General features: G+C 62.4%; 32 protein-coding genes and 1 pseudogene. 20 read left to right on the top strand and 13 right to left on the bottom strand.

From position 1 onward, the window contains the following. Positions 1 to 55: 55 nt before the first annotated feature. Positions 56 to 937 carry a type II toxin-antitoxin system death-on-curing family toxin gene (locus tag FJ964_RS01245; RefSeq protein WP_140548484.1) on the bottom strand — a complete coding sequence of 294 codons (882 nt, stop codon included), beginning with the start codon at positions 935 to 937 and terminating at the stop codon, positions 56 to 58. Between the two features lie 940 nt (positions 938 to 1877). Between FJ964_RS01245 and FJ964_RS01235 the strand changes: the two genes are divergently transcribed. Continuing rightward, positions 1878 to 2135, top strand: a complete 258-nt coding sequence (locus FJ964_RS01235) for a PepSY domain-containing protein (protein ID WP_140548480.1) — start codon at positions 1878 to 1880, stop codon at positions 2133 to 2135. Positions 2136 to 2311: 176 nt separating this feature from the next. Beyond that, the gene (locus FJ964_RS01230) at positions 2312 to 2782 is read left to right on the top strand and encodes a hypothetical protein (protein WP_181172327.1); all 471 of its coding nucleotides are present in this window, start codon (positions 2312 to 2314) and stop codon (positions 2780 to 2782) included. A gap of 4 nt (positions 2783 to 2786) precedes the next feature. Here FJ964_RS01230 and FJ964_RS01225 read toward each other — a convergent pair whose 3' ends face one another. Together FJ964_RS01225 and FJ964_RS01220 are read right to left on the bottom strand one after the other, a co-directional pair. Continuing rightward, positions 2787 to 4679 (bottom strand): murein L,D-transpeptidase, encoded by a 1893-nt coding sequence (locus FJ964_RS01225; protein WP_140548476.1) that lies wholly within the window; start codon positions 4677 to 4679, stop codon positions 2787 to 2789. A 211-nt stretch (positions 4680 to 4890) separates the two neighbouring features. Continuing rightward, entirely contained in the window at positions 4891 to 5637 is a 747-nt protein-coding gene (locus FJ964_RS01220; RefSeq protein WP_140548474.1) for an SDR family oxidoreductase, read from the bottom strand. A gap of 98 nt (positions 5638 to 5735) precedes the next feature. On the opposite strand from FJ964_RS01220, the gene FJ964_RS01215 reads away from it, so the two are divergent. Next, on the top strand, positions 5736 to 6350 hold the full coding sequence (locus FJ964_RS01215; RefSeq protein WP_140548472.1) for a TetR/AcrR family transcriptional regulator: 615 nt from the start codon (positions 5736 to 5738) through the stop codon (positions 6348 to 6350). 71 nt (positions 6351 to 6421) lie between these two features. Then, positions 6422 to 6823, top strand: a complete 402-nt coding sequence (locus FJ964_RS01210) for a rhodanese-like domain-containing protein (protein WP_140548470.1) — start codon at positions 6422 to 6424, stop codon at positions 6821 to 6823. 7 nt (positions 6824 to 6830) lie between these two features. Here the strand turns inward: FJ964_RS01210 and FJ964_RS01205 are convergent, their stop codons facing one another. Next, positions 6831 to 7742, bottom strand: coding sequence for an alpha/beta fold hydrolase (locus FJ964_RS01205; RefSeq protein WP_140548468.1), 912 nt, complete (start codon positions 7740 to 7742; stop codon positions 6831 to 6833). A gap of 47 nt (positions 7743 to 7789) precedes the next feature. On the opposite strand from FJ964_RS01205, the gene FJ964_RS01200 reads away from it, so the two are divergent. Further along, positions 7790 to 8242, top strand: a complete 453-nt coding sequence (locus tag FJ964_RS01200) for a MarR family transcriptional regulator (protein WP_140548466.1) — start codon at positions 7790 to 7792, stop codon at positions 8240 to 8242. 21 nt (positions 8243 to 8263) lie between these two features. Here the strand turns inward: FJ964_RS01200 and FJ964_RS01195 are convergent, their stop codons facing one another. Together FJ964_RS01195 and FJ964_RS01190 are read right to left on the bottom strand one after the other, a co-directional pair. Beyond that, positions 8264 to 8875, bottom strand: a complete 612-nt coding sequence (locus tag FJ964_RS01195) for a pyridoxamine 5'-phosphate oxidase family protein (protein ID WP_140548464.1) — start codon at positions 8873 to 8875, stop codon at positions 8264 to 8266. A 63-nt stretch (positions 8876 to 8938) separates the two neighbouring features. Then, complete coding sequence (locus tag FJ964_RS01190) at positions 8939 to 9292, bottom strand: DUF971 domain-containing protein (protein WP_140498625.1); 354 nt, start codon at positions 9290 to 9292, stop codon at positions 8939 to 8941. Between the two features lie 197 nt (positions 9293 to 9489). Here FJ964_RS01190 and moaA point away from each other — a divergent pair, with 197 nt between their 5' ends. From moaA to FJ964_RS01145, 10 genes and pseudogenes are all read left to right on the top strand, one after another. Then, a complete protein-coding gene (gene moaA, locus FJ964_RS01185) occupies positions 9490 to 10485 on the top strand; it encodes a GTP 3',8-cyclase MoaA (protein ID WP_140548462.1) in 996 nt (331 codons plus the stop codon). Positions 10486 to 10663: 178 nt separating this feature from the next. Further along, positions 10664 to 11584, top strand: coding sequence for a DMT family transporter (locus FJ964_RS01180; protein ID WP_140548460.1), 921 nt, complete (start codon positions 10664 to 10666; stop codon positions 11582 to 11584). A gap of 73 nt (positions 11585 to 11657) precedes the next feature. Then, positions 11658 to 11762: pseudogene (locus tag FJ964_RS31750) on the top strand (molybdenum cofactor guanylyltransferase MobA); the annotation flags it as partial. Position 11763: 1 nt separating this feature from the next. Next, complete coding sequence (gene mobB / locus FJ964_RS01175; RefSeq protein ID WP_140548458.1) at positions 11764 to 12273, top strand: molybdopterin-guanine dinucleotide biosynthesis protein B; 510 nt, start codon at positions 11764 to 11766, stop codon at positions 12271 to 12273. A gap of 159 nt (positions 12274 to 12432) precedes the next feature. Further along, a complete protein-coding gene (locus FJ964_RS01170) occupies positions 12433 to 13218 on the top strand; it encodes an ABC transporter substrate-binding protein (protein WP_140498631.1) in 786 nt (261 codons plus the stop codon). 73 nt (positions 13219 to 13291) lie between these two features. Continuing rightward, positions 13292 to 14008 (top strand): ABC transporter permease, encoded by a 717-nt coding sequence (locus tag FJ964_RS01165; RefSeq protein ID WP_140498632.1) that lies wholly within the window; start codon positions 13292 to 13294, stop codon positions 14006 to 14008. Then, positions 14005 to 14829, top strand: coding sequence for an ABC transporter permease (locus tag FJ964_RS01160; RefSeq protein ID WP_140548456.1), 825 nt, complete (start codon positions 14005 to 14007; stop codon positions 14827 to 14829). Before FJ964_RS01165 ends, FJ964_RS01160 begins: the two co-directional genes overlap by 4 nt. A gap of 110 nt (positions 14830 to 14939) precedes the next feature. Beyond that, positions 14940 to 15809: an NAD(P)-dependent oxidoreductase gene (locus tag FJ964_RS01155; protein ID WP_140548454.1), complete on the top strand. Its 870-nt coding sequence runs from the start codon at positions 14940 to 14942 to the stop codon at positions 15807 to 15809. Positions 15810 to 15816: 7 nt separating this feature from the next. Then, positions 15817 to 16554, top strand: coding sequence for a DNA alkylation repair protein (locus FJ964_RS01150; RefSeq protein ID WP_140548452.1), 738 nt, complete (start codon positions 15817 to 15819; stop codon positions 16552 to 16554). Positions 16555 to 16617: 63 nt separating this feature from the next. Next, complete coding sequence (locus FJ964_RS01145; RefSeq protein ID WP_140548450.1) at positions 16618 to 17184, top strand: DUF3299 domain-containing protein; 567 nt, start codon at positions 16618 to 16620, stop codon at positions 17182 to 17184. A gap of 35 nt (positions 17185 to 17219) precedes the next feature. On the opposite strand, the gene FJ964_RS01140 is transcribed toward FJ964_RS01145, so the two are convergent. From FJ964_RS01140 to FJ964_RS01125, 4 genes are all read right to left on the bottom strand, one after another. Next, entirely contained in the window at positions 17220 to 17711 is a 492-nt protein-coding gene (locus FJ964_RS01140; protein ID WP_006205209.1) for an Lrp/AsnC family transcriptional regulator, read from the bottom strand. A 108-nt stretch (positions 17712 to 17819) separates the two neighbouring features. After that, entirely contained in the window at positions 17820 to 18500 is a 681-nt protein-coding gene (locus tag FJ964_RS01135) for a uracil-DNA glycosylase family protein (protein ID WP_140548448.1), read from the bottom strand. Next, complete coding sequence (locus FJ964_RS01130) at positions 18440 to 19051, bottom strand: glutathione S-transferase (RefSeq protein ID WP_140548446.1); 612 nt, start codon at positions 19049 to 19051, stop codon at positions 18440 to 18442. Before FJ964_RS01130 ends, FJ964_RS01135 begins: the two co-directional genes overlap by 61 nt. A gap of 49 nt (positions 19052 to 19100) precedes the next feature. After that, complete coding sequence (locus FJ964_RS01125; RefSeq protein ID WP_140548444.1) at positions 19101 to 19724, bottom strand: thermonuclease family protein; 624 nt, start codon at positions 19722 to 19724, stop codon at positions 19101 to 19103. Positions 19725 to 19797: 73 nt separating this feature from the next. On the opposite strand from FJ964_RS01125, the gene FJ964_RS01120 reads away from it, so the two are divergent. Beyond that, positions 19798 to 21318, top strand: coding sequence for a HAMP domain-containing sensor histidine kinase (locus FJ964_RS01120; protein WP_140548442.1), 1521 nt, complete (start codon positions 19798 to 19800; stop codon positions 21316 to 21318). A gap of 34 nt (positions 21319 to 21352) precedes the next feature. After that, the gene (locus FJ964_RS01115) at positions 21353 to 21883 is read left to right on the top strand and encodes a GNAT family N-acetyltransferase (protein WP_140548440.1); all 531 of its coding nucleotides are present in this window, start codon (positions 21353 to 21355) and stop codon (positions 21881 to 21883) included. A 21-nt stretch (positions 21884 to 21904) separates the two neighbouring features. Here the strand turns inward: FJ964_RS01115 and FJ964_RS01110 are convergent, their stop codons facing one another. Continuing rightward, positions 21905 to 22903: a nicotinate-nucleotide--dimethylbenzimidazole phosphoribosyltransferase gene (locus tag FJ964_RS01110; protein ID WP_140549362.1), complete on the bottom strand. Its 999-nt coding sequence runs from the start codon at positions 22901 to 22903 to the stop codon at positions 21905 to 21907. A 160-nt stretch (positions 22904 to 23063) separates the two neighbouring features. Here FJ964_RS01110 and FJ964_RS01105 point away from each other — a divergent pair, with 160 nt between their 5' ends. Further along, on the top strand, positions 23064 to 23297 hold the full coding sequence (locus FJ964_RS01105) for a DUF1289 domain-containing protein (RefSeq protein ID WP_140548438.1): 234 nt from the start codon (positions 23064 to 23066) through the stop codon (positions 23295 to 23297). 13 nt (positions 23298 to 23310) lie between these two features. Then, complete coding sequence (locus FJ964_RS01100) at positions 23311 to 24015, top strand: TIGR02281 family clan AA aspartic protease (protein ID WP_140548436.1); 705 nt, start codon at positions 23311 to 23313, stop codon at positions 24013 to 24015. A gap of 17 nt (positions 24016 to 24032) precedes the next feature. On the opposite strand, the gene dusA is transcribed toward FJ964_RS01100, so the two are convergent. After that, entirely contained in the window at positions 24033 to 25031 is a 999-nt protein-coding gene (gene dusA, locus FJ964_RS01095) for a tRNA dihydrouridine(20/20a) synthase DusA (RefSeq protein WP_140548434.1), read from the bottom strand. Between the two features lie 173 nt (positions 25032 to 25204). Beyond that, on the bottom strand, positions 25205 to 25336 hold the full coding sequence (locus FJ964_RS31645) for a hypothetical protein (protein ID WP_263493390.1): 132 nt from the start codon (positions 25334 to 25336) through the stop codon (positions 25205 to 25207). 70 nt (positions 25337 to 25406) lie between these two features. On the opposite strand from FJ964_RS31645, the gene FJ964_RS31185 reads away from it, so the two are divergent. Next, positions 25407 to 25712: a hypothetical protein gene (locus FJ964_RS31185; RefSeq protein WP_210243354.1), complete on the top strand. Its 306-nt coding sequence runs from the start codon at positions 25407 to 25409 to the stop codon at positions 25710 to 25712. Position 25713 lies beyond the last annotated feature (1 nt).

The following is a 25713-nucleotide window of genomic DNA, read 5'->3' as shown; positions in this document are numbered from 1 at the left end:
GCCCGCTCGTGACCCGCGCTCGGTCTGGAAGGCCTTTGGTATTAGTCGGCACTGCCTACCGATTGGCCAAGCTCATGAGGGGCTTATTGTACGAAGCGATGAGGCTTTGCATTGGGTCTAAGCCTTTGAAGAAAGCAGCCGAATCGACCCCATCTCGTGCACTGAGATTTGTCGCTTCGCGAACCGTTTTCAGAGCAGACCTGCCGACCTCTGCCGTCCAGCGAGGGAAACCAATCTGGCACACCCGCGTCTCAAACTCCTCAAGCGCACCCAAGCCAAAAAAACGTCGTCGTTTTTCCAACCGAACCACGTTTATGTGGTTTCCGCTTGGGTGCCTTAAATCGAAGCCGTACCTATTAAGAATGACTTTTAGCTCTCTGAATGTTACGGAATATTGCGACTTGTCTACTTGCCTCGTATTCCTTCTGAGGTACCAGGATATAAAACGCACTTCAGGATCAGGGTCACCATTTTTAACTAAATCCTTGTATCGTGCATACTTTGATAAAAGATTATCCGATATTTCTACTGTAAAATCTTCAAATTCCGTCTCAGGTACAGACGGGCACCATCCAAAGCGGTACAAAAGAAACAAAACTGAAAGGAAGGCAGTCCTCTTATTTGCGTCATGAAAGGCATGGTTTTTAATGAGGCCAAAGAACAGCGTTGCGCAAATATCAAAGCGATCTGTCCATTTTGGAGTTCCGCCATATCCTACAAATTGACGATCCACTGCTGAAAGAAGCAACGGAATGCTCTTAGGGCCGATGCCTCCAAGGCCTTCACCTTCAAGATAAAAGTGGTTTGCTATCAGGAAATGAGCCCGAAGAACGTCTTTGGCTAAAAGACCTCCTCCAATCTCTCCCATGTGATCAGCAGGAATTTCGCTAAGTGCTTTGTCATAAGCCTTCCTGATCGGCTCTTCCAATTCGTCCATTTTCTACTTCGGATACCAAATGGCCAACTAATCTATGTGATGGCCATTCGTCCCACAGTTCAGCTAGACGAATCACCCAACACCCTGAAACCCCAGTACATCCTGTAGAACAAACGGCAACTTCACCAAAGCAGATTCGGCAATCCAGCTTGGCCCCAGCTCGTACCAGCTAGGATGCCTTGACCTCGCCGCGTTCGTGCATTCGACGCCGCAGCTTCAAATGGTTGAGTGCAGGATCGCCTGTATATGATCTGGCAAATCGAGTTCGCCCCGAGCCTCGACATCGAGCAAATAATTCGCCTTGGCGCGGCGATCATCTCGGTTGACGGCAGGAAAAGAGCAAACGGCCAACAGCGCCTCCTGCTCGACCTTGTCGACCCGCGACCGCCTGGATGAGGCCGGTACTCCACCTGCCAGCGCTTCGTGCCGTCCGGAGACACCTGGACTGCAAAGCCGGGCAGTTCGGTATCGAAGACGCGGTACCGCTTGTCGGCCGCCTTGAGGGCATCGACACTGATCTTGGTAAGCTTCAGTTTCACGGGGTGCCTTTCGTTTTCCGGGTCGCCACCGGGTCGCCACTAACGAGAAATCTTCGGGTACCTTCCTAATACCCGCGAGCGACACAAAACACAATGAAAAGCGACACTTAGACAGCGTCAAAGTTACTTCCAGAAATCCGCAGAAACGCACGATTCCAGCATTCACACGGGTGGGGTCGCAGGTTCAATCCCTGCATCGCCCACCATCTCCCCAAATCCGAGCCCGGATATTCCGCCTCCCACAACTACGCGAACGGCTTTGGACGACTTTCGACACGCCATGTGCTTTGATGCCTCCGCAATGACGCATCACGGCCGGAAAGCTCCGATCGACCAATGGCTTCCGTTCGGAACAAACGATCATCATCGGGAGTTTCTATCTGTCAAAGTGAGGGAAAATCATGTCCAGACTTCTTCTGGCGACCAGCATCGCCATTCTTCTCGTCGCCGGGCCGGCTTTCGCCGCGGACGATAAGCCTTTGCCGCCTCCCAATGCCAAGAAATTGTCCGACATCATCGCCAAGGTCGAACAGCGCGACGGCTTCCGCTATGTCAAAGAGGTCGACTGGGATGATGGCGCCTATACGGTCACCTATTACACCGCCGACAAGGCAAAGGTCGAAATCACCTACGATCCCGTGACCGCAGAGCCCAGATAGCTTCGTCAGGAGACACCTGTGAGGGGCGAGTACCGGTTTCCGCGATCGCTCCCCGCAGTGATCACCGGTTCCCTTTGAAAATGCCCGGCCTTGTGGCGTGATACGCGCGCGGCCCGCCACCATTGCGTCAATGCACCTTTGATGGCTGATTACATCGGAGCGTCACGGGGGTGGGCATGGCGAAGCATGTGTTGAAACGCATCCTGATGATGCTTACCGGCTATCTCGTCGCCGTGCTGATCGGCCTCATCGCCGTGGCGGCCATCTATGCCGTGCTCAGTTCCCTGCCCGACGCGCCGGGCTATTTCGACTTCATGGGTGTCACGCCGATCGCGGCACTGGCGGTGCCGCCGCTCGGCATGTTCATCTATTTCCTGACGATCGTGTTGACCGGGCTGCAGACCCTGGTCTTCGCGTTGATCGCCGAATTCTTCTCGTTGCGCAACGCCCTGCTGCACATGCTCTTCGGCGGGGCGGCGGCGGTCGGCGGCTTTGCCCTGATCTGGCCGAGCGCGCTGGAGGACATGGCTCCGGAGCGCTGGGCCGACATCGGCATCATCGCCGCCGCCGGCCTGGTCGCCGGGCTTGTCTACTGGCTGATCGCCGGGCGCGACGCCGGTTTCCGGCGGCCGCTCACGGCCCGCTGAATTCTCAGCTCGACGGCGAGCGCGCCGCTTCGGTAGCGTCCAAGGCCTGCTTCAGACGCGTGTCCCGGTCGTAGACGTCGTTGAAGTATTCGACCTTGCCCGACATGTCGGGCCATGCGGTGAAATAGGCGACATAGACCGGGATCGTGCGTGTCACATTCTCGGTCGAATGGCCGTGTTTCAGCTTCTCGGCGATATCGTCGACCGATGTGCCCAGCACCGCGGCCGCCATGCCGCGCGGATCCTGCAGGCGCACGCAGCCATGGCTGAGCGCGCGCATGTCACGCTGGAAGAACGATTTCTGCGGCGTGTCGTGCATGTAGATGGCGTGCTTGTTGGGGAACAGGATCTTCAATTCGCCCAGCGCATTGGCCTCGCTCGGCAGTTGGCGCACGCTGTAGGGGATGTTCGCGCCATAGCCGCCCCAGTTGACCGCCGATGACGGGATGCGCTTGCCGCGCGAATCGGTCACCTCATAGCCGGCCCGGTCGAGATAACCCGGATCGCTGCGCAATCTCGGCAGCATCTCGTTGACGATGATCGACTGCGGCACCCCCCAATAGGGATGGAAGTCGACCTGCTTGATCTGGTCGTAGAAGAAGGCGGTCTGGTTGGTGGTCCTGCCGATGACCGCGCGGGTTTTCAGCTTTTCCTCGCCATTGTCGATGTAGCTTGCCGTAAAGGCCGGCTGGTTGATGAAGACACGCGGACTGCCGAGGTCGGACGGCAGCCAGCGAAGTTCTTCCAGCGCCACCTGCACCTTGAGCAGCCGGTCGGCCTTGGACGTTCCGGCCAGCGACGCGACGGTGCGCGGTCCGATGACGCCGTCGCCCTTCATGCCCGCCTTTTGCTGCACCGCCTTGATGACCGGGACCAGCTCCGGCAGGTAGACCTCGCTGGTGACGAGCCGCGACAGCACTTCGCCATAGGCGCCGCCCATCTCGTCGTCGAGATTGCGCGCGATCAGGGTCAGCAGCTTGGGAAGCTCGGGACTGGTTTCGCCCGGCTTCAGCAACAGCTTGGGATCGACGACGATCTCGTTCTCGGCGCTCGCTTGCAGCGCCTCCAGTTCGACGCGCAGCGCCTGGTACTCCGCGTTCTGCGGATGCCGCGATTCGAGATAGGTGCGCACTTCCTGGGTGTGCGCCAGCGTCTTCAAGACGCCTTCCATGTCGAGCGGTTTGGCGGGGAAATCATAGTAGCCGGTCATGCGATTGGGTTCGACACGACCGCTTTGGGCGTCATGGACATAGCGGAGCACGCGCGCCGACAGCGCCATTTCGAAGCGCACGAACTCCTTCAGGCGTGCATCGGCATCGCCTGTCGACGCGGCGGCGGGCGGCACGTCGACCGTGTAGTCGGACGGTGTCAGGCCGTAGCTCGCCGCCTCGCCGAGCACCCGCACCGCATCCTGCGCGCGGCTGTTGGCGCCGGCTCCGGTCACCCAGATGAAATCCGGATTGGCTGAATAATAGGCGATCAGCGCCTTGGCGATAGCGGGCTCCGCATAGAGCTCGTAGTCGCTCAGTCCGGCGATTGCCTCGCGGAAGGCGTTGCCGGTGGCGGACGGCACGAAGGCGGCGTCCTGCGGCGTTGCCGGCTGCGGCGCTGCCATAAGCGCCGAGAAGTCGACGCGAACAAGCTTGTCGGCTTTGTAGGTGTAGTAGGAAGGGCTGCTGATCTTTACGCTGCCGCCGCCACCGCCGGCAGATACGTTGGGTTTCGGCTTGTACCTTGGCGGCGGAGGGGGAAACTCACCTCGCGGCTCGTGCCTCACGCCGCCCCCGAAAAGCATGTCGAAAAGCCCCTGCGCGCCTGCTTGCGGCGTGCCCAGGGCCAGCGTCGCCGCGAGCGCTGCAAGCGGCAACGCGGTAGCTCTGTTTCCCGGCAATTTCATGGATCACCCGCTCCGGCTGCAACCGGCTCCCGTTCAGCACGCTCGACCGTCTTGCCCACCGCATGGCGGATGTAAGACGCAACTATACCGATTCATACCGATTTCGTTAAGCTTTCATAAATTTTGGAGCGGCTGTTGCAGAACAGTTTCACAACAACGTGACGGCCGGAGCGAACACAATCCCTCTGGCCGTCACGGTCATCGGGCGAGGTCAGGCGTTGGCGCCGCCGTCGATGGTCAGCGCGGCGCCCGTTACAAAGCGCCCTTCGGGACCGGCGAGCCAGGCGACCATCCCGGCGACCTCATCGGCCTCGCCGAAACGCGGAGTGGCCATTTTTTGCCGTTGGTGATCCGCATGCGGACCGCCTGCCGGATTCATGTCGGTGTCCGTCGAGCCGGGATGAACGATGTTGGCGGTAATGCCGCGCGCGCCGAGGTCGCGCGCCAGGGCCTTTGTCAGCCCGACAAGCGCGGCCTTGCTCGCGGAATAGGCGCTGAGGCTGGTGTCGGTCACGCGCTCCGCCAAATTGCTGCCGATGGAGATGATCCTGCCGCCCTCGCCCATGTGTGCCACCGCGGCCTTGGAGGCTACGAACGGCGCTCTCAGATTGACCTCCATGGTTTCGTCGAAGTCGGCAAGCGACAGGGTGTCGACGGGCGCGGCGCGCCAGATGCCCGCGCTGTTGACCAGTATGTCGAGCCGTCCGAAGGCCGAGGCGGCATCGTCGACCGCCCTGGCAACTGCCGCAGCGTCGCGGTTATCGGCCTTGATGGCGATGGCGCGTCCCCCCTTGGCCTCGATTTCGCCGACCACCGCGCGGGCCTGTTCCTCGCCATTGACATAGGTCAGCGCCACGCTGGCGCCGTCTGCCGCCAGCCTGCGCGCGATCGCCGCGCCGATGCCGCGGCTGCCGCCGGTGACGAGCGCGGCCTTGCCGCTCAAACGGTTCGATGACATTGAGCTCTCCTTTATGTAACGAGCGATACATAAATAACTGTCAGGCTTGTCCGGCCCCGTCAACTGAATTATGTATCGATGAGCACAGAAAGAGCATCATGTCGGAACGAGGCCGCCCCCGCACCTTCGACAGAACCGCCGCCTTGCGGCGCGCGATGGAGGTGTTTTGGGCCAAGGGCTATGAAGGCACGTCGATTAGCGACTTGACTCGGGCCATGGGCATCAACTCGCCGAGCCTCTACGCCGCTTTCGGCAGCAAGGAGGCGCTCTTCCTCGAAGCGACCGAATTCTACACGCAGGCGGAAGGCACCGACATCTGGACCGCACTGGACGAGGCGCCGACGGCACGCAAGGCGATAGAGGATTTCCTGCGCCAGACCGCCAGGGCCTATTCGCAGACCGATCGCCCGCAAGGGTGCCTGATCACGCTCGGCGCGTTGCATCAGGACAGCTCGCGCGGCGCCATCTGCGACGACCTGCGCCGTCGTCGCGCCGAAAACCATGCAGCCTTGCAGAGGAGGCTGGAGCGTGGCGTGGCCGAAGGCGAATTGCCGGGGAGTTTCGACTGCGGGGCCGCCGCGACCTTCTTCGCGACCGTTCAGCACGGCATGTCGATCCAGGCGCGCGACGGTGCTTCGCTTGGCGCCCTGATGGCGACCGTGAACGGGGCGATGGCGGCCTGGAAGACGATGGCGGGTCCCGACGCGGGATGACAAACGCCGGGCGTTGTGCTCGAAATCCTAACGGACGGAGCGCCAGTCTAAACGGCCGGGAGGATCGGACTGTGAAAAAGGGTTATCGCGAACTGCTGGACGAGGCGAATGCCGAGATCGAAGTGCTTTCGCCCGAGGAAGCGGCAGCCCTGATCGAGGACGAAGGCACCATCTTTGTCGACCTGCGAGATCCTCGCGAGATTGAACGCGACGGCAGGATTCCCGGCGCCAAACATGTCACCCGTGGCATGCTGGAATTCTGGATCGATCCCGAGAGCCCTTACCACAAGCCGTTCTTCGCTTCGGGAAAGAGTTTCGTCTTCTTCTGCGCCGGCGGCTGGCGTTCGGCGCTCGCCACCAAGACCGCGCAGGACATGGGGCTGTCGCCGGTCAAGCATATCCTTGGCGGCTACACCGCCTGGAAGGCTGCTGGACTGCCGGTGGAACCCGGCGAGAAGAAGAAACAGCCCTGATTGCGGCTCAATGGAGCAGCGACGGCTCCCGGTGCGCGGCCACGAAGCTGACGGCGCGTTCCACCACGCCCTTGTCCGCCAGGATGCGGCGATGGCCGAGCCCTTCGGCCCAGTGGAGCAACACATGGTCACCGGCGCCGGCATAACGCCAGGCATGATCGGCCGAGACTTCGCGATCGTCGGGTGCGTGAATGACCAGCGTCGGCACCCGCGCCTGGGCAAGCTGGCGATCGCCGGTGAATTCGCTAAGCGGCCGGCCGGAAAGGTGTTCGACACGGTCCGCCATGGCGGCCTGCGAGCGCGGACCGACATTGAGCATGCGGCTGAAGTCGGCGAAGATGGCCGGCAATGAACTCGGCGCGGCGATCAGCACCAGGCGCCCGGCCGCTAGCGGCGCAATGTTCCTGATCGATCCCGCGATTGCATTGGCGGCGACGGCGCCGCCGAAGGAATGACCGACCACCGCCGCGAATGGGCCGAACCATTCGCCTGCCATTCGCACCGCATCCACGGCGTTGACCATGTTCAATCGCCGGCCATGCGATTGGCCGTGGCCGGGAAGGTCGAGCGAGACGACCCTGTAGCCGGCGGCGCGGTAGCCCTCGATCAGCATGCGCATATATTCGGTGCGCGAGCGCCAGCCATGGACGACGAGAACCGTTCCGGCGGACGCCCTGCCCGGCTCCGGACGGAATTCATGCGCCATGATGCAGCCGGATCCGGCCTTCAGCCGGTGATGCCGCGCTTCGGCCATGAAATCTGCCGCGCGGTCCACGGCGCGACGTTCTCCCTCGCTCAGCGCCCTGGCGTTCGGCGTGCGGCAGAACAGCTCGAATGCGGCGCGCCCCGTAAGGCGCGGGGCGACATGTTCGGCGGCCCCGAATACACCCCGGATGACCTTCAGTCCGAATGATGCCATAGTGGGAATCCATCCATACGTTCAAGCATGAACATAATAGTTCAAAGATGAACAATAAACAAGAGCTGCCCTGGGACAACCCGCGGTTTCGCAACTGGGTCGCCGTCGCGCGCGCCTGCCATGTGCTGGAGCGCACGCTTGCCGTGAAGCTCGCGCCGCTCGATCTGAAGCCCGCGCAACTCGATGTTTTGATGAATCTCTACCGCCATCCCGGCATGTCGCAGCACGATCTCGCCCGCAAGCTGCTCGTCGGCCGCTCCAACATCACCATGCTGTTGCCGCAGCTGGAGGCGCGCGGCCTCCTGCGTCGCGAAGGCGACGAGAAGGACAAGCGCATCCTGCGGCTGGCCCTCACCGAAGCCGGCGAGGCACTGCTGATGCAGGCGCTGAAGGTGCACATGGCGCTGATCGAGAAAGCGATGAGCCAGTCGACGCCGGAGCAGTGCGACATGATCGGCGAGCAGATGCGCAAGATCTACGAGGTGTTGAAGGACGCCTGACCGCCATTGCGGTCCGCCCGCTCACCACATCGTCTTTTTCGCCCGCTCCGGCCATTCCTTGTCATAGGCGGCGCCGTCGATGTTCCTGCGGCTCGTGATCTCCAGGATCTTTCCTGGCGTCGGCAGGGACTTCGGATCGACATGCCTTGCCGGGTTCCACAGCTCCGAGCGCACGATGGCGCGGGCGCATTGGAAATAGACCGTATCGACATCGATGACGGTCACCGAGCGTGCCGGCCTGCCGTCGACCGTGAACGACGCGCAAAGCGCGGCATCCGTGGTGATGTGCGCGCGGCCGTTGATGCGCAGCGTCGTGCCGGAGCCCGGCACCAGGAACAGCAGCCCGACGCGGGGATCGCGAATGATGTTCTTCAGCGAATCGGCGCGGTTGTTGCCGCGCCGGTCCGGCATCATCAGGGTTTTCGGATCGACGATGCGCACGAAGCCGGCGAGATCGCCGCGCGGCGAGCAATCCAGCCCTTCCGGCCCGCTGGTCGCCAGCGCGACGAAGGGCGAGGCCTCGATGAAGGCGGCGTATTCGGGAATGACGTGGTCGAGTTCCTTGACCACCGAGGCTTCGCCGGGCAGGCCATAGAGCGCTTCAAGCTGTTCGACGGTGGTTATGATGGACATTGTCTCGTCTCCCGATCCGCCGCCCCTACTCCGGCTCCATGACATCTTGACGACGCCCGCCGGCTAACGGTCGCGGCTGAGACCCTTTTGAGCGAGTTCGGCAAGGTAGGCATTCCAGCGCGCATCCTTCTCGTGGCCGAGCGTGTGCAGGTAATTCCAGGTGAAGATGCCGGTGTCATGGAAATCATCGAAGGTTATGCGCACTGCGTAGTTGCCGACCGGTTCAATTTTGAGGATGGCGACATCGCGCTTGCCGGGAACGGTCACCCGCTGGTCGGGCGAATGGCCCTGCACCTCGGCCGACGGCGAGGCGACGCGCAGCAACTCGGCCGGCAGCTCAAATGGCTGGTGGCCGGGAAAGGTCACGGAGAGCAGTTTGCGGTCTTTGGAGACCCGCAGTTCCTTCGGCGCCGTCATAGTGTTTTTTCCGTTTCGAACCGCCCTTCCCTACGCCGCTTCGCCGGATTGGAAAAGCCCGTACCAGGCAGCCGACATCCGGTGTCGGCCGGGGAATGTTACCAAAGATCGAGAGCGGCTATCTTGAACGACAGGCCGGATCGTATCACATAGCGATATATAACGCCGTCGTTCACAGCACGGGAAACCCTTCACGCATGGACATGATCGATCCTTTCGGCCGCACGATCAGCTACCTGCGCGTGTCGGTCACCGATCGCTGCGATTTTCGCTGCACCTATTGCATGGCCGAGGACATGGCTTTCCTGCCCAAGAAGGACCTGCTGTCGCTCGAGGAACTCGACCGGCTGTGCAGCGTCTTCATCGCAAAAGGCGTGCGCAAATTGCGCCTCACCGGCGGCGAACCGCTGGTGCGCAAGAACATCATGCACTTGGTCCGCCAGCTGTCGCGTCATCTCGAAAGCGGCGCGCTGGAAGAACTGACGCTGACCACCAACGGTTCGCAGCTTTCACGTTTTGCCGCCGAGCTCGCCGATTGCGGCGTCAAGCGCATCAATGTTTCGCTCGACACGCTCGATGCCGATAAGTTCCACGCCATCACCCGCTGGGGCCATCTCGGCAAGGTCATGGCCGGCATCGATGCGGCGCAGGCGGCGGGACTGAAGATAAAGCTCAATGCCGTGGCGCTGAAGGATTTCAACGACGCCGAATTGCCTGAGATGATGCGCTGGGCGCATGGCCGGGGGATGGACCTGACCGTCATCGAAACCATGCCGATGGGCGAGATCGATGCCGACCGCACCGACCAGTACCTGCCGCTGTCGCTGCTGCGCGCCTCGCTGGAGCGCCAGTTCACGTTGACAGACATCCCGTTCAAGACCGGCGGTCCGGCCCGCTATGTCCATGTCGCGGAAACCGGTGGCCGGCTCGGCTTCATCACGCCGATGACCCATAATTTCTGCGAGAGCTGCAACCGCGTCCGGCTTACCTGCACCGGCACGCTCTTTATGTGCCTGGGCCAGGAGGATGCCGCCGATCTCAGGGAACCGTTGCGCGCGTCCGAAGGCAACGAGCTGGTCGGTGCGGCGATCGACGAGGCGATCGGGCGCAAGCCGAAAGGGCATGATTTCATCATCGACCGCCGCACCAGCCGCCCCTCCGTGTCGCGACATATGAGCGTCACCGGCGGCTGATCTTCCCACTGGACGATCCTGGGCAAGGACGGCAACGAGGTGTCGGCGCCGCAGACGTACGGTCGACCATCCGCGGTTGAATTCCGGGCCGCGATCAAGGCCGTGGCCTAGCCCTTTGTCATTGCTGTTTCGTTCCCGGCTGCTACAGGCTTTTTTCAAAGCAGAACCGGTAGAGATCTTGCCCCTTTCTCCCAATCTTCGCGGTGCGTTGTTCATGGTGGTGGCGATGGCCGGCTTCACCCTCAATGACGCCATCACCAAATACTCGTCGCAGTCGATGAACATGGCGCAGGTCATGTTGATCAGAGGCGCATTTGCCTCGCTCTTCGTCGGCCTGCTCGCCTGGCAGCGCGGCGCGCTGGTCCGGCCGCGCTCGATGCTGCAGCCGCTGGTGGCACTGCGCGTCCTTGCCGAGGCCGGCGCGACGGTGACCTTCCTGGTCGCGCTTGCCCATTTGCCGATCGCCAGCGTCTCGGCCGTCCTGCAGGCACTGCCGCTGGCCGTGACAATGGGTGCGGCCCTTGTCTTCGGCGAGGCGGTCGGCTGGCGCCGCTGGCTGGCGATCGCTGTCGGATTTGCCGGCGTGCTGGTCGTGGTGCGCCCGGGCTTCGACGGGTTCAGCATGTTTTCCCTGGTGGCGCTGGCCAGCGTCGCCTGCTGCGCGGTGCGCGACCTCGCCACCAAGCGGATTCCGCAGGCTATCCCGACGCTGCTCGTCTCCACCGCAACGGCATTGGCCATGACCGTGGTCGGCGCGCTGCTGCTGTCGCCGATGGGCGGCTGGACACCGATGACGGGAAAAGCCACTGCGCTGCTGGCGCTCGCGGCAGTGCTGGTGCTCATCGGCTATCAATTCATCATCATGGCGATGCGCTCGGGCGAGATTTCCTTCATAGCGCCGTTCCGTTATACGGCGCTGCTCTGGTCCATTGTGCTCGGTCTGCTGGTCTTCGGCGATGTCCCCGATATGACGATGATCATCGGTGCCAGCACAATCGTGGGCTCCGGCCTTTACGCGCTTTATCGTGAGCGGGTCGTCGGCCGGCGCAGGATCGTCGCGGAAAGCATTGGTCCTGCCATGGCCCCGGACGGCATATGAGGGGCTCGCGGAGAACCCCGTGATTTTCCGCGACGGCGCAAGGGCTCGATGGTGAGAGACATTGCGGGATTTTGAATTTCCACTGCTGGAAACCGAGGGCCAGGCTATCGATCCTTTCTTCGACGTCAACATGCCCGACGATCTTGCCAAGGCGGCGCGGTTGCTGCAGAGCATCTGAGATGAACAAGCGCCTCTTCGGCATCACCGGCTGGAAGAACTCCGGCAAGACGACCCTGACTGAGAAACTGGTCGCGGAACTCGTTGGGCGCGGCTGGACGGTTTCGACCGTAAAGCACGCCCATCATGATTTCGACATCGACAAGCCGGGCGCGGACAGCTTTCGCCATCGGCAGGCAGGAGCCGTGGAAGTCGCCGTCGTCTCCGCCAATCGCTGGGCGTTGATGCACGAACTGCGCGGAGAGGATGAGCCGGCGCTGGAAGCGATCCTGTCGCGGCTTGCGCCGTCCGACATCGTGCTGGTCGAAGGCTACAAGCGCGAAGCCCATCTCAAGATCGAAACCCGGCGCCTGGAGGCGAAGGACCGGACGCCGCTTTCGGCGGGTGATCCCGGAATCGTCGCCATCGCGGCCGACTTCGTCATCGAGGACAACAGCCTGCCGGTGTTCGATCTCGACGACGTGAAATCGATAGCCGACTTCATCGAGCGCGCGACCGGCCTCGTTGCTTGAAGAAGTAACGTAACGGCAGAAGGACATTGCCGATTTTCGTGGTTTTGCAGTTGCTTTTTTCTTGGAAAGAGTGGGAGTATCGGGCCAGCGGGCGGTCAAAAGCACCGCCCCACAGAGCCGTTTCGGAACGACGGCCGGGACCATAAAGAGAGGACCATCATGCGTATTGCACTGCGTATCGCGCTCGCCGCCTCGGCCGCGCTGCTGACGCTCGGCGTAGCCCAGGCCCAGGAAAAAACCCTGAGGATCGGCACCGAAGGCGCCTACCCGCCCTTCAACAACCTGACCTCGGACGGCAAGCTCGTCGGCTTCGACATCGACATCGCACAGGCGCTCTGCGACGAGATGAAGGTCAAATGCACCTTCGTCGCCCAGGATTGGGACGGCATCATCCCGGCGCTGCAGGCGGGCAAGTTCGACGCCATCGTAGCCTCGATGTCGATCACGCCGGAGCGTGCCGAGAAGGTCGACTTCACTCACAAATACTACAACACGCCCTCGGCGCTGGCCGTGCCGAAGGATTCGACGCTGAAGGGCGTGACCAAGGAGGACCTCGCCGGCAAGAGTATCGGCGTGGCCACCACGACGACCCATTTCAACTATGCCTCGAAGACCTACACCGACAGCACGATCAAGGGTTATCCGAGCAGCCCCGAGGAACAGGCGGATCTGGCCAACGGCCGCCTCGACGCCATCGAGGATGATATCGTGGTGCTGCAGCAGTGGCTGGATTCGCCTGACGGTGCCTGCTGCAAGATCCTCGGCCAGCCCTCGCCGCAGCCGGTCGAGATTTTCGGACCTGGTGCCGGCATTGCCGTGCGTAAGGGCGAGACCGATCTGGTCAACAAGCTGAATTCCGCGATCGACGCCATCAGGGCCAACGGAAAATACAAGGAAATCAACGACAAGTACTTCAAGTTCGACGTCTACGGCGCCGAGTCCTGATAATCACTCCAAGGGCGGCAGGGTCCCCCTGCCGCCTTACCCGATCTGGGAGCTCTGGAGATAACACCACTCGATGCCAGCCCAAAGCATATGGACACTTCTCAGTTGGGGACCCAATGGCTGGCTTGACGATATCGCCTATGGCGCGGTGGTCACCATCGCGCTGGCGCTCGCCACGCTTCCGATCGGCCTGACGATCGGCTTTTTCATTGCCTGGGCAAAGCAATCCGAAGAGCCTTCGCTGCGGCTGGCCGCGAACATTTACACCACCATGTTTCGCGGCCTTCCGGAGCTGGTGACGCTCTTCCTGTTCTTCTTCGGCATGCCCATCCTGCTGCAATACATCATCCGCTTCTTCAGGCCCGAGGCGACGATCGATGTCGACAGCTTCATCGCCGGTATGATCGTTCTCTCGCTGATCTTCTCTTCCTATGCCAGCGAGGTGTTCCTTTCGGCCTTTCGCGCCATTCCGAAGGGCCAGTATGAGGGCGGCTATGCGATCGGTCTGTCGAAGTGGCTGACCATGCGCAAGGTGATCCTGCCTCAATTGCTGCGCATCGCCTTCCCCGGTCTTGAGAATTGCTGGCTCAGCCTGCTCAAGGACACAGCCCTGGTCTCGGTCGTCAACCTCGCCGAGACCTTGCGCAATGCGGGCGTCGCGGCGCGCGTCACCAAACATTCGTTCCTGTTCTACAGCGTCGCGGCGCTGGTCTTTCTCATCCTGGCCATCCTGTCTTCGATCGCCACCGGCTTCATCTTGCGGTCGCTCGGACAGAAGGAAGCGCGATGAGCGTCACCGACACCATTGCCGTCGATCGGCCGCCGCCGCCGGCGCGCGGGTGGCCGCGTGCCCGTATCGTGGGATACGCATTCGTCGGCCTCTGGATCCTCTTCGGCTTCGGTATACTGGCCTATCTGGTCTCCGCCTGGAACGGCGAGTTCTTCGCACGATATGCTCCGGCCTATCTGCAGGGACTTGGAACCACCCTGTCGCTGGTGGCGGTGTCGATGGTGGCCGGCGCCATCCTGTCGCTGCCCGTCACCTATGGCCGCATGTCGAACAACCGGTTGCTGTCGTGGCCTGCCTATTGCTACGTCTATTTCTTCCGCGGCACACCGCTGCTCGTCCAGGTCTACCTGGTCTATTACGGGGTCGGTTCTTTCCGCGTGCAGCTCGAATCGGTCGGGCTATGGTGGTTCTTCCGCGACGCGTTCAACTGCGGCGTGTTCGCCTTTGCGCTCAACACGGCCGCCTATCAGGCGGAAATCCTGCGCGGCGCCATCGAGAGCGTTCCAAGGGGCCAGTGGGAAGGCGCCGCTTCGCTCGGCCTGCACAAGCTGCAGACGCTGCGCAAGGTCATTCTGCCCCAGGCGATCATCGTGGCCTTGCGACCCTACGGCAATGAACTCGTTCTGATGATCAAGGCTTCCGCCATCGTCGCCATCATCACCGTCTACGACCTGATGGGCAATGCGAAACTCGCCTACGCCAAATCCTTCGACTTCCAGGCCTATGTCTGGGTGGCAATCGTCTATCTGGTGATGGTCGAGATCCTGCGCCACGGCGTCGAATGGATCGAGCGCCGGATCACCATTCACCTGAAACGGTAAGCCTACCCGATCTGTGCCAGTCGATGGTGCGGCACGCGCCTTGACGAATCCGCCGCATGGCCTAGACCTTCCGCAACTGCAATCTCTGCTCCCGTCGGAAGGAACAAGCCATGGCATCGGTGGCATTTCTCGGTCTTGGCGTCATGGGCTACCCCATGGCCGCGCATCTGAAGAATAAGGGCGGCCACGACGTCACCGTCTACAACCGCACCAGGGCAAAGGCCGAGCAATGGGTCGCCCAGCATGGCGGCGCTCTCGCCCTGACGCCGGCGCAGGCTGCCGAAGGCAAGGACTTTGTTTTCTCGTGCGTGGGCAATGACGACGATCTGCGTTCGGTGACGACGGCAAAGGACGGTGCCTTTCAGGCCATGAAAAAGGGCTCCGTGTATATCGACAACACCACGGCATCGGCCGAGGTCGCGCGCGAGTTGGCCGAGGCCGCACAGGAGCGCGGCTTCTCGTCCCTCGATGCGCCCGTCTCCGGCGGCCAGGCCGGCGCCGAAAACGGCGTTCTGACCGTCATGGTCGGCGGCGATCAGGCCGCCTTCGACAAAGCCAGGCCCGTCATCGACGCCTATGCCCGGATGGTCGGGCTTATGGGACCGGCGGGCGCCGGCCAGCTCACCAAGATGATCAACCAGATCTGCATCGCCGGGCTGGTGCAAGGACTGTCCGAAGGCATCCATTTCGGCAAGAAGGCCGGGCTCGACATCGAGAAGGTCATCGATGTGATCTCCAAGGGCGCGGCGGGCTCGTGGCAGATGGAGAACCGGCACAAGACGATGAATGCAGGCAAATACGACTTCGGCTTCGCGGTCGACTGGATGCGCAAGGATTTGGGCATCTGCCTTGATGAAGCCGACCGCAACGGCGCCACGCTGCCCGTGACGGCGCTCGTCGACCAGTTCTACAAGGACGTCCAGGCGATGGGCGGCAGGCGCTGGGACACGTCCTCGCTGCTGGCGCGGCTGGAAAAGTAGAACGCAGATGTCCCTGCCCGGCCCGAGCTGGAGCGCGGACGAGATCGTCGCTCACCTGCGCTCGATCGGCACGCAGGAAAACCGCGCCGGCATGGCCCGGTTCGGCATAAACATCGCGACGGCGCTTGGTGTAGGCAATTCGGATTTGCGGCCGCTGGCGCGCAAGCTGAAGCGCAATCACGAGCGGGCGCTTGCCCTGTGGGACAGCGGTGTTCGCGAGGCGCGGCTGATGGCGGCGTTCACCGGCGAGCCGAAAAGGATCACGGCCGAGCAGTGCCGCCGCTGGGCCAGCGATTTCGATTCCTGGGAGATCGTCGACAGCGTCTCGGATCTCTTTGCCGAAACGCCGTTCCGGCGTGAGTTGATCGAGGAGTTTGTTGCCGACGAACGCGAGTTCGTGCGCCGCGCCGGCTTTGCCATGGTGGCCTGGAGCGCAGTGCATCTGAAGCAGGAGCCGGACGCGACCTTTCTCGTCTATCTGCGGTTGATCGAGGCGCATGCCGGCGATCCGCGCAATTTCGTCAGGAAGGCGGTCAACTGGGCGCTTCGGCAGATTGGCAAACGCTCGGCGGCACTGCATGCTCCTGCCCTTGCGCTTGCGCAAAAGCTGGCCGGATCATCCGACAAGACAGCGCGCTGGATCGGCCGGGACGCCGTGAAGGAGTTAACGGGTCCAAAGACGCTGGACCGGCTTGCCGAGAGAGTGCCTGAGATCGTCCGTATGCGGGTTCTCGCCGACATGTGATGCGGGCCGAACGTTGACGTTGCTGATGGCAGCGGCTTAATTCGGGTGAAAGGGAGCGGCCCAATGAGCAACCATCTCAAAACCGCCGCGCTGGCAGTCGCGATGTTCGGGTCCATCGCCGTCGGCGCCTCGGCCGAGACCGCCCATATACTCTGGAAGGATCTGCGGCCCGCCAGCCAGGTCGCCGCCGAGGATGCCGGCTTGCCGATGATCGCGGCCAAGATTCCGGACCATGGCGAGACGTTGTCCTTGAATCTGCAGGACAAGACCATCGAGTTGGCCGGCTACGCCCTGCCTGTCGATCGCGACGGCGACCTTGTCTATCAGTTCCTGCTGGTGCCGTGGACCGGCGCCTGCAGCCACATGCCGACACCGCCACCCAACCAGATCGTCCTGGTCACACCGGCTCATCCCTACAGGATGTCGCAGGCCTACCAGCCGGTTTCCGTAACCGGCGCGCTGAAACCAGGCATGGAGAAGAGCCAGCTCTTCATCCTGGACGGCGTCTCGGTCATCCAGTCGGGCTACACCGTGCGCAGGGCAAGCGTGACCGGCGTCGACACCGTGCCGGACACAGTCATCCTACCGGTCAACTCGCCTTGGACTTTCCTCAACAAAAAGAAGAACTAAGCAAGGCGAGCTTTGCACGCATAAGCCACGCAAGCTCAGGCCGCGTTCGCACCAGATTCCTTGTCCAGCACCATGTAGTCGAGCGGGATCTCGGTCGTGTACTTGATCTGCTCCATAGCGAAGGAGGACGAGACGTCTCGAATCTCGATCTTAGCGATCAGCCGCTTATAGAAGGCATCATAGGCTGCAATGTCGGGCACCACGACACGCAGGAGATAGTCGACATCGCCGCTCATGCGGTAGAACTCGACCACCTCGGGGAATTCCTGGATGACTTCGGAAAAGCGCCGCAGCCATTCATGGCTGTGCGAATTGGTGCGGATCGAGACGAAGACGGTGACCCGCACATTGACCTTTTCATGATCGAGAATGGCGACACGCCGCTTGATGACGCCCTCTTCCTCGAGCTTCTGGATGCGCCGCCAGCAAGGGGTCGTCGACAGTCCCACTTTCTTGGCGACATCTGCGACCGCGAGCGTCGCGTCCTCCTGCAGGAGGCGGAGAATTTTTCGGTCAAGGCGGTCCATCGAATGCTCCTGAAGGAATGGATTGGCCATAATCGGCGTTATTATAGCCTTTCACAAGAAAAAAATTCTGCTGATTGGCGGAAAAGCCGGTGGTTTCTTGCTGAATGTCTAACCGAGGCGATAGCGGATTTCCGACCTGAGGAAAGGCAGCAAATCCATTTCAAACCAGGGATTTCGCTTCAGCCAGCCGGTGTTGCGCCAGGACGGATGCGGCAGCGGCAGCACCTTCTGGCCAGCGGATTTCTCCCAGATGGAGCGCCAGTCCCTCACCGTTTCCGTCAGGGACGGGCGCCGCGCGGCACCCATGTGCCAGGACTGCGCGTAGATGCCGATCGTCAGCACCAGGTCGATCTGTGACATGAGCCCCATCAACGGCGCGCGCCAAGCCGGCGCGCATTCCCGCCTTGGCGGCAAGTCGCTGCCCTTGGCGTCCTGGCCGGGGAAACAGAAGCCCATCGGCACGATGGCGAACTTCTCGGTGTCGTAGAACTCCTCGCTGGTGACGCCGAGCCAGTCTCTGAGCCGGTCGCCCGAAGCATCGGTGAACGGCATGCCCGACAGATGCACCTTGGTTCCCGGCGCCTGGCTGGCAATCAGGATGCGGGCTTTCGACGAGGGCCGCAGCACCGGGCGCGGTTCGTGCGGCAGTGGCCGGCCGATCGGATTGTCGACGCAGATGCGGCAGGAGCGAACCGTCGCGGCAAGGCTTTCGAGTTCTGCAGTCATCCTCAGGCCGCGGCACTCGGCCGGCTCGAAATCATCCGATACCAGCGCAACACATTGCTGCACTCGTCCGGCACCTTGATGCGAGCCGGTTTCATGAAATCGATGGCGATCATCCCGGTGATATCGGCGATCGAATAGGCGTCGCCGGCGGCGAATTCGCGGGTTCCCAGCTCGCCGTCGAGAAGTCTCAGGAATTCGATTGCCTTCGGCTTGTTGGCCTCGCCCCATTCGGGAATTTGCGGGATTTCCCATTCCTTCATGGCCGGATGGATATGGCGGAAGGCCTGCGCGACGCAGGTCAGCAGGTTGAATTCCATCCGCCTTTGCCACATTTCTACCTGCGCCTTGCCGAGCGCCCCGCGCCCGAACAGTGCGGGTTCGGGATTGAGTTCCTCGAAATAGCGGCAGATCGCGACGGACTCGGTGATGACGGTGCCATCGTCAAGCTCCAGCACCGGCAGTCGCCGCAGTGGATTGCGCGAGCTGACCGCCTGTTGCCTGTGTTCCAGCGCGCCCATGTCGACGGACACCAGCGGAACCGCGATTCCCTTCTCGGCCAGGAAAACGCGAACCCGTCTTGGGTTGGGCGCTTGGCCGCCGTCGAAGAGCTTCATTCGATCCTCCAGTTCTTGCCGGTGATGGCAGGGTTCAGCTTCCGCCGGCTTACCAGAAGCGGAAAATCTCTCGCACGGCATCGCCGATGGAGGCGAGCGTGCCATGTTTTCTCTCGACGGACTCGCCATGGTGGCTGTCGCGCCAATCTTGCGGCTGGTCGAACGTACCTGCCCAGATGCCGGCCTTTGCCGCGCGCGCGATCGCTTCCTCGCTCTCGTAATCGCCGAAAGCGACCGCCCAGCCTGCCTCCACCTGTGCGCGGTTGAGATCGGTGTCCCCGGCCTTGCAATCGCCGAGCAGCCGGCCGTACCGGTCGCGCTGCCAGCCGCTGCAGATGACGGGCCTGCCGGCGATCAGGCGCACCAGAGATTGGCGCGCAAGCGTGCCACAGGAATAGTCGGCGCCTTTCTTGCGGCAGATCTGGGTGTATTCCGGCGCGTCGATGCCGCGCATGCGGATGCGTTCGGCGCCGAGCGTGATCGAGTCGCCATCATTGATGATGGCGACGCCCTGTGTCTTTCGCGTCTCCACGCGATCGAGGCGCGCCGCAAGCACGATCAGCAGCCCCAGAACGATGACCGTCAGCCCATAGTCCAGCAACTTGCGCCATGGGCTTCGCGGGCGCGGCGCAGCGTACCGCCGGCGCGGTCCTTGCGACCAGGAACGGCTCATATGGCAAACGGTTGGTTAATCATTCGAACGTAGCTTAACACCTTGAAATGCCGCCCGCATAATTGAAGTCTTCATGCCTTTGCAACGCTCGAACACAGCGGACAAATTCATTGTGGACCGCAGGAAACGCCATCGCAACAGCGATGTCGCGCGCGCGGTGCGCAAGACGCGCGACCGTCTTTCGCAACAGGCCGGCAATCCGGATTTCGATCGCGAATTGCTGAAACTCCATGCGCGCGCGATGACCAGCGGAGCCATTGCCATTCCGCTGCTCGTCCTGGCGATCGCCGCGCTTGGCCGGCTGGCCGGCATCGGCAATGAGATCATTCTCTGGGCGCTGTTCACCCTGACCTGCTACACGATCGTGGCTTTCATGGCGCGCCGCGTCGAACGCGCGGAAGCGTCCGAGCTTAACCCGTTGCAAACACAAAGGGAATTCCTGTTCGGACATTTCCTGTGCGGCCTCGGCTGGGGCTGGTTCGTGTGGCTCGGCTGCGACGTGTGCCAGGTCGACCAGTTCCAGGTGGTCAAGGCGGTGGTGCTGCTGTTCGCGATGGCGGCGACCGCCGTCATGGCGTCGTCGCTGAGCGGCGCCCTTTTGGCGACCTTCGCCATTCCGGTGGCGATTTACGCCTATACCGGAATCCGCCTGTGGATGCCGGTCGAGGCGGTCATGGCCGGGCTGCTTGTCGTGTCGATACCCTTCTTCGTTTATGTGGCGCGACACCTCAACCGCTCGTCGCTGATGCTCCTGTCGTTCCGGTCCGAAACCGACGCGTTGGTCGCGGAGGTTGAGACGGCGAAGGCGATGTCGGATGAGGCGCGGCGGCGCGCGGAAGATGCCAATCTGGCGAAATCGCGCTTTCTTGCCTCGATGAGCCATGAATTGCGCACGCCGCTCAATGCCATTCTCGGTTTTTCCGAAGTGATGTCGAACGAAGTGCTGGGGCCGATGAGCAACCCCACCTATCGCGACTATGCCCATGACGTGCACGAATCCGGCCAGCATCTTCTCGACCTCATCAACGAGATCCTCGACCTGTCGCGCATCGAGGCTGGCCGCTACCAGCTCAATGAAGAGCCGGTGATGCTGCTCGGCATTGTCGAGGATTGCTGCCACATGATGGAGTTGAAGGCGCGCAACAAGGATATCCGCGTCATTCAGGATTTCGAACATGCCTTGCCGCGCCTGTTCGCCGACGAGCGCGCGGTGCGCCAGATCACCCTCAACCTGCTGTCCAACGCGATCAAGTTCACCGCTACCGGCGGCGAAATCCGCGTGCGCGTCGGCTGGACGGCCGGTGGCGGACAATACATCTCGGTCAAGGACAATGGCCCCGGCATACCGGAAGACGAGATCCCGGTAGTGCTTTCGGCCTTCGGCCAGGGTTCGATCGCCATCAAGAGCGCCGAACAGGGCACGGGGCTTGGGCTGCCGATCGTGCAGGGCCTGCTCGCCATGCATGGCGGCGAATTCCAACTTCATTCCAAGCTGCGCGAAGGCACAGAGGCCATCGCCATCTTCCCGCTGAGCCGGGTGATGGAGGAACTGCCGGCCCTGCCGACCGCTGCGGTCGCGGCGCGTCGGCGATAGACCCTGCCCGACATGTCAGGAACAGGTGACGGCAATGGCGGTGGATGACTGGGACGCCAGCAATGTCGAGATCAGATCACAGCGCCTCCGCCTGAAGCTGTTTACGGCCGAGGATGCCGAAGAAGTCTTCGCAGCCATCACGCCTGCGATCACTCGCTTCATGCAATGGGAATCGCCGCAATCACCGACGGCCTTTGCCGAGGTATGGCGATCCTGGTTGGAGCCGATCCTTAACGGATCGGACTTGCATTTCGTTGTGCGCGCGTTGGCGGACAATCGTTGTCTGGGGCTAGTCGGTCTTCATGCGGCGAAGACGATCTGTCCCGAGATCGGAATTTGGATAAGGGAGGACGTACATGGAAACGGCACTGGTCTGGAAGCCGTTGCGGCCGTCGCGGCGTGGGCGTCCGAGGAACTCAATCCGGATTGTTTCGCGTATCCTGTCGCAGAAGAGAATGTGGCAAGCAGAAGAATTGCGGAACGCCTCGGCGGCTTGATAGTGGAGACGCGCTCCAATTCGAAATATGCTTCGGTCGTCTATCGTATCCCCAATCTCAGGCGGTGATATGCCAAGGGTCGGAAGGCTCTAGCCGCGAATGGCCGCCGCCATACCGGAACTGGTCAGCGCCGCGGCCTTGACCAGACCTGCGCCAAGCGCGGCCCCTACCCCTTCACCATGGCTCATGCCCCAATCGAGCAGCGGGCGCAGAGCGAGTAGTTCTGCGGCCTGCGCATGCGCGGGCTCCGGCGACAGGCCGGCGAGCAGGCAATGATCCAGCGCCGCAGGGTTTGCGGCATGCAGCACTGCCGCCGCGGCCGTTGCCGCAACTCCGTCGAGCAGCACAGGGATCCTCTGCGTCCTTGCCGCAAGGATGGCGCCGGCTATCGCCGCGAACTCGCGGCCGCCGAGCCGGCGCAGCACCTCCAACGGCTCATCGAGATGGCCGGCGTGGAAAGCCAGCGCCGCATCGACCACCTCCGCCTTGCGCGCCTGCATCGCCGCATCGGCGCCGGAGCCCGCGCCGACCCAATCGGCTCCCTTGCCGCCCAAGAGGGCCGCGAACAGGGCCGCGGCGACGGTGGAATTGCCGACGCCCAGATCGCCGAGGCAAAGCAGGTCGGCACCGCCGGCGATCGCCTCCATGCCGAAGGCCATGGTCGCGGCACAGCCCCGCTCGTCGAGTGCGGCATCCTGCGTGATGTCGGCTGTCGGAATATGCAAGGCCAGATCGAAGACCTTCAACCCGAGGTCGTTGGCGACGCAGACCTGGTTGATCGCCGCACCGCCGGCCGCACACAGTTCGACGGCGTTGGCGGTCGCCGCCACGGCTCTCGGCGAGACGCCGTGCCTGACAACACCATGGTTGCCGGCAAAGACGGCGACCAGAGGCCGCGTCACCGCCGGCGGCGCACGGCCGCTCCATGCCGCCAGCCAGGCAGCGATATCCTCGATGCGACCAAGCGAGTTCCTTGGCTTGTCCGCCTTGGCGAACAGCGTTCGCACACGGGCCTCCGCTGCCGTGTCGGCCGCCGGCAGATTGGCCAGCAGATCACGGAAATCATCGAAAGGCTGTGCTCTGGTCATGTCGTGGAAATCGTCCTTGCAGATCGCAGCGGCATAGCCGCCCTCGTGCGCCGGCACAACCTCCCACTCTTGATGTAAAAGCGGCCGCGGGCGACGCATTCCCGAGGGCTTGCAAAGGCCATGTCGTTGCACCATGTGGAAGTCAGCCAAGGAAACATCCATGACGGCCATCGAATCCCCATGCATTCTGGTCTGTTCGATCGATATGAAGACCGGTTTCTGTTTTGGGTGCGGCCGCACCCGGGACGAGATCGGCGCCTGGATCGACATGACGGCGCAGGCGCGCCGCGACGTCATGGCCCAACTGCCGGCGAGGCTGGAGACGATCGAGCGCCGGCCGCGCCGCGAAACCCGCCGCACCCGCATGGCGCGCGAACGCGACGCGCTCTCGTGAACGGATCGCCGACATGAACCGCCTGTTCTGGATCCTGATGCTCCTCATCGGCGTCGGCGCGGTGCTGCTGATGTTCAACGATTCCACCGGCAATACGCTCGGCGTCGAAAACGATGATTTCGGCCGGTTGATCTGGCTGGGCGCCTTCGGCGCGCTCATCGGCGCCGGCCTTCTAAGATCGGGCCGCCCGCTCAGCGCCATGGCGCGCAATCTCGGCGCATGGGCGGCCATCGCGCTCGCGCTGATCGCCGGCTATCAATATCGCTACGAATTGCAGGACTTCGCCAGCCGGGTAACCGCCGGGCTCGTTCCCGGCAGCCCGCTGGCGCTGGGCTTTGAGAACGGCCATGCCACCGTGACGCTCGACAAGGCCGACAATGGCCATTTCGAGGCGCGCATCCTGATCAACGGCGCGCCGGTGCGCACGGTTGTCGATACCGGGGCGACCAGCACCGTGTTGACCTCGCAGGACGCCCAGGCAGCCGGTATCAATCCCGCCGCTCTCGATTTCACCATACCGGTCTCGACCGCCAACGGCACGGCGCGCGCCGCCGCGGTGAAAACCAACGAACTGGCGATCGGCGGCATCGTGCGCAAGAACATGCCGGTGATGGTCGCGGCGCCCGGTATGCTTGGCCAGAGCCTGCTCGGCATGAACTTTATCAGTTCGCTGTCCGGCTTCGACGTGCGCGGCGACCGGATGACCCTCCGGGATTGACGTTCGGCAAAAGCGGTTCAGGCGGCCTTGTCGACCGCCGCGCTGAGGTCGACCGCAGCGAACGCCGTCTTCAGCACCTGCGGCCCAGCGCCGGGGCGCGTTGCATCCGTGGAGAGGATCTGGCGGTAGCGGCGCGCACCGGGCAATCCATGGAACAACCCGACCATATGGCGGGTAACGTGGCCGAGCCGCCCGCCCTGTTCGATATGGCGTGCGGCGTAGCCGGCCATGACATCGATCAGCGCGGCGAAATCGAAGGGACCGGTCCGCTCTCCATAAAACATCGAATCGATGCCGGTCAGAATACCTGGAGTATGATAAGCGGCGCGGCCGAGCATGGCGCCGTCGAGGTAATGGAGATGCGTCCGCGCCTCTTCAAGCGATTGAACACCGCCGTTGATGCCGATGAATTCGCTCGATTTTCTCGCCTTCAGCCGATAGACGCGGCCATAGTCGAGCGGCGGGATGTCGCGGTTTTCCTTGGGGCTCAGCCCTTCCAGCCATGCCTTGCGCGCATGCACCCAAAGGGCGTCGGCGCCGGCCGCAAAAACGCCGTCTGCTAGCGCATCCAGCGCCGGCTCGGGATCCTGCTCGTCGACGCCGATGCGGCATTTGACGGTTACGGGAATGGCCACGGCCGCCTTCATCGCCGCGACGCAGTCCGCGACGAGGTCAGGCGCCTTCATCAGGCAGGCGCCGAACGTACCGGACTGGACGCGGTCCGACGGGCAGCCGACATTGAGGTTGATCTCGTCATAGCCGAAAGCCTCGCCAATGCGCGCCGCCTCGGCCAGCTTCCCCGGATCGGAGCCGCCGAGCTGCAGCGCGACGGGATGTTCCGCATCATCAAAACCAAGCAGGCGTTCGCGCGCGCCCTGGATGACCGCGTCCGCCACCACCATCTCGGTGTAGAGCAACGCACGGCGCGTCAGCTGGCGATGGAAGAACCGGCAATGGCGGTCCGTCCAGTCCATCATGGGTGCCACGGCCACTCTATGATCTTGATTTTTCAGCATATTTTCTTTAACATCAAATTCTTAGCTCCCAGCGAGCCAATCCGAATTTACGCCAGAATACGACCCTTTTCGCCACGTTTCGATCTCTCACTGCACGGAGCGCCCACGAAAATGGCCACCTACACGAAGCTCTCATCCGGTTCCTGGCGCGTCCAAGTCCGTCGCAAAGGTCGCTACGTCAGCGCGAGACCTTCCTGCGTCGAGACGACGCACGACGCTGGGCAACCGACGCCGAGCGCCAGGTCGATCGAGGTGAGACGCCGATCAAGTCCCGCATAGCGCCTGAAAAGCTTCGGCGAACTCATCGACCTCCATATCGACGACATGTGCGATGTAGGCAAGTCCCCTCGCCGCTCCAAGGCGGCTGCCCTCGATATGCTCCAACGGCATCTGGGGAATTGCAACCTAGCAGCGCTCGATCGCGAACGGCTCATTCGTTTTGGTCGTGACCGCGCCGCGCAAGGTGCCGGACCGATGACCCTCGGCATCGATATCGGCTTTATAAAACTTGTTCTGACTCACGCCGCTGCGGTCCACGGCCTGCCCGTCAAGGTCGAAGCGGTTGATCTCGCGCGTATCGCCCTAAAAAGGCTTGGCCTTGGTCTGGAGGACAACCCGCTGAATGAAATCGGCCTCTATTTCGAAGGCCAGGATCTGGCGACGTCTTGCTCGGAAATTTGAA

The sequence above is a fragment of the Mesorhizobium sp. B2-3-2 genome, assembly GCF_006442295.1.
Classification (GTDB): Bacteria; Pseudomonadota; Alphaproteobacteria; order Rhizobiales; family Rhizobiaceae; genus Mesorhizobium.
Note: the sequence above shows the minus strand (reverse complement) of the source record. Positions and strands in the feature narration are given on the sequence as shown.

Excerpts from the sequence above, each read along its gene's own strand:
- FJ964_RS01225 (WP_140548476.1), bottom strand. The coding sequence starts at position 4,679 with ATGAAATTGCCGGGAAACAGAGCTACCGCGTTGCCGCTTGCAGCGCTC.
- FJ964_RS31185 (WP_210243354.1), top strand. The coding sequence starts at position 25,407 with ATGCTCCAACGGCATCTGGGGAATTGCAACCTAGCAGCGCTCGATCGC.
- FJ964_RS01130 (WP_140548446.1), bottom strand. The coding sequence starts at position 19,051 with ATGAAGCTCTTCGACGGCGGCCAAGCGCCCAACCCAAGACGGGTTCGC.
- FJ964_RS01220 (WP_140548474.1), bottom strand. The coding sequence starts at position 5,637 with ATGTCATCGAACCGTTTGAGCGGCAAGGCCGCGCTCGTCACCGGCGGC.
- FJ964_RS01140 (WP_006205209.1), bottom strand. The coding sequence starts at position 17,711 with ATGGACCGCCTTGACCGAAAAATTCTCCGCCTCCTGCAGGAGGACGCG.
- FJ964_RS01170 (WP_140498631.1), top strand. The coding sequence starts at position 12,433 with ATGCGTATTGCACTGCGTATCGCGCTCGCCGCCTCGGCCGCGCTGCTG.
- dusA (WP_140548434.1), bottom strand. The coding sequence starts at position 25,031 with ATGCTGAAAAATCAAGATCATAGAGTGGCCGTGGCACCCATGATGGAC.
- FJ964_RS01105 (WP_140548438.1), top strand. The coding sequence starts at position 23,064 with ATGACGGCCATCGAATCCCCATGCATTCTGGTCTGTTCGATCGATATG.
- FJ964_RS01215 (WP_140548472.1), top strand. The coding sequence starts at position 5,736 with ATGTCGGAACGAGGCCGCCCCCGCACCTTCGACAGAACCGCCGCCTTG.
- FJ964_RS01150 (WP_140548452.1), top strand. The coding sequence starts at position 15,817 with ATGTCCCTGCCCGGCCCGAGCTGGAGCGCGGACGAGATCGTCGCTCAC.
- mobB (WP_140548458.1), top strand. The coding sequence starts at position 11,764 with ATGAACAAGCGCCTCTTCGGCATCACCGGCTGGAAGAACTCCGGCAAG.
- FJ964_RS01110 (WP_140549362.1), bottom strand. The coding sequence starts at position 22,903 with ATGACCAGAGCACAGCCTTTCGATGATTTCCGTGATCTGCTGGCCAAT.
- FJ964_RS01160 (WP_140548456.1), top strand. The coding sequence starts at position 14,005 with ATGAGCGTCACCGACACCATTGCCGTCGATCGGCCGCCGCCGCCGGCG.
- FJ964_RS01205 (WP_140548468.1), bottom strand. The coding sequence starts at position 7,742 with ATGGCATCATTCGGACTGAAGGTCATCCGGGGTGTATTCGGGGCCGCC.
- FJ964_RS01120 (WP_140548442.1), top strand. The coding sequence starts at position 19,798 with ATGCCTTTGCAACGCTCGAACACAGCGGACAAATTCATTGTGGACCGC.
- FJ964_RS01145 (WP_140548450.1), top strand. The coding sequence starts at position 16,618 with ATGAGCAACCATCTCAAAACCGCCGCGCTGGCAGTCGCGATGTTCGGG.
- FJ964_RS01200 (WP_140548466.1), top strand. The coding sequence starts at position 7,790 with ATGAACAATAAACAAGAGCTGCCCTGGGACAACCCGCGGTTTCGCAAC.
- FJ964_RS01155 (WP_140548454.1), top strand. The coding sequence starts at position 14,940 with ATGGCATCGGTGGCATTTCTCGGTCTTGGCGTCATGGGCTACCCCATG.
- FJ964_RS01230 (WP_181172327.1), top strand. The coding sequence starts at position 2,312 with ATGGCGAAGCATGTGTTGAAACGCATCCTGATGATGCTTACCGGCTAT.
- FJ964_RS01235 (WP_140548480.1), top strand. The coding sequence starts at position 1,878 with ATGTCCAGACTTCTTCTGGCGACCAGCATCGCCATTCTTCTCGTCGCC.
- FJ964_RS01190 (WP_140498625.1), bottom strand. The coding sequence starts at position 9,292 with ATGACGGCGCCGAAGGAACTGCGGGTCTCCAAAGACCGCAAACTGCTC.
- FJ964_RS01165 (WP_140498632.1), top strand. The coding sequence starts at position 13,292 with ATGCCAGCCCAAAGCATATGGACACTTCTCAGTTGGGGACCCAATGGC.
- FJ964_RS01100 (WP_140548436.1), top strand. The coding sequence starts at position 23,311 with ATGAACCGCCTGTTCTGGATCCTGATGCTCCTCATCGGCGTCGGCGCG.
- FJ964_RS31645 (WP_263493390.1), bottom strand. The coding sequence starts at position 25,336 with ATGAGTTCGCCGAAGCTTTTCAGGCGCTATGCGGGACTTGATCGGCGT.
- FJ964_RS01115 (WP_140548440.1), top strand. The coding sequence starts at position 21,353 with ATGGCGGTGGATGACTGGGACGCCAGCAATGTCGAGATCAGATCACAG.
- FJ964_RS01125 (WP_140548444.1), bottom strand. The coding sequence starts at position 19,724 with ATGAGCCGTTCCTGGTCGCAAGGACCGCGCCGGCGGTACGCTGCGCCG.
- FJ964_RS01195 (WP_140548464.1), bottom strand. The coding sequence starts at position 8,875 with ATGTCCATCATAACCACCGTCGAACAGCTTGAAGCGCTCTATGGCCTG.
- FJ964_RS01245 (WP_140548484.1), bottom strand. The coding sequence starts at position 937 with ATGGACGAATTGGAAGAGCCGATCAGGAAGGCTTATGACAAAGCACTT.
- moaA (WP_140548462.1), top strand. The coding sequence starts at position 9,490 with ATGGACATGATCGATCCTTTCGGCCGCACGATCAGCTACCTGCGCGTG.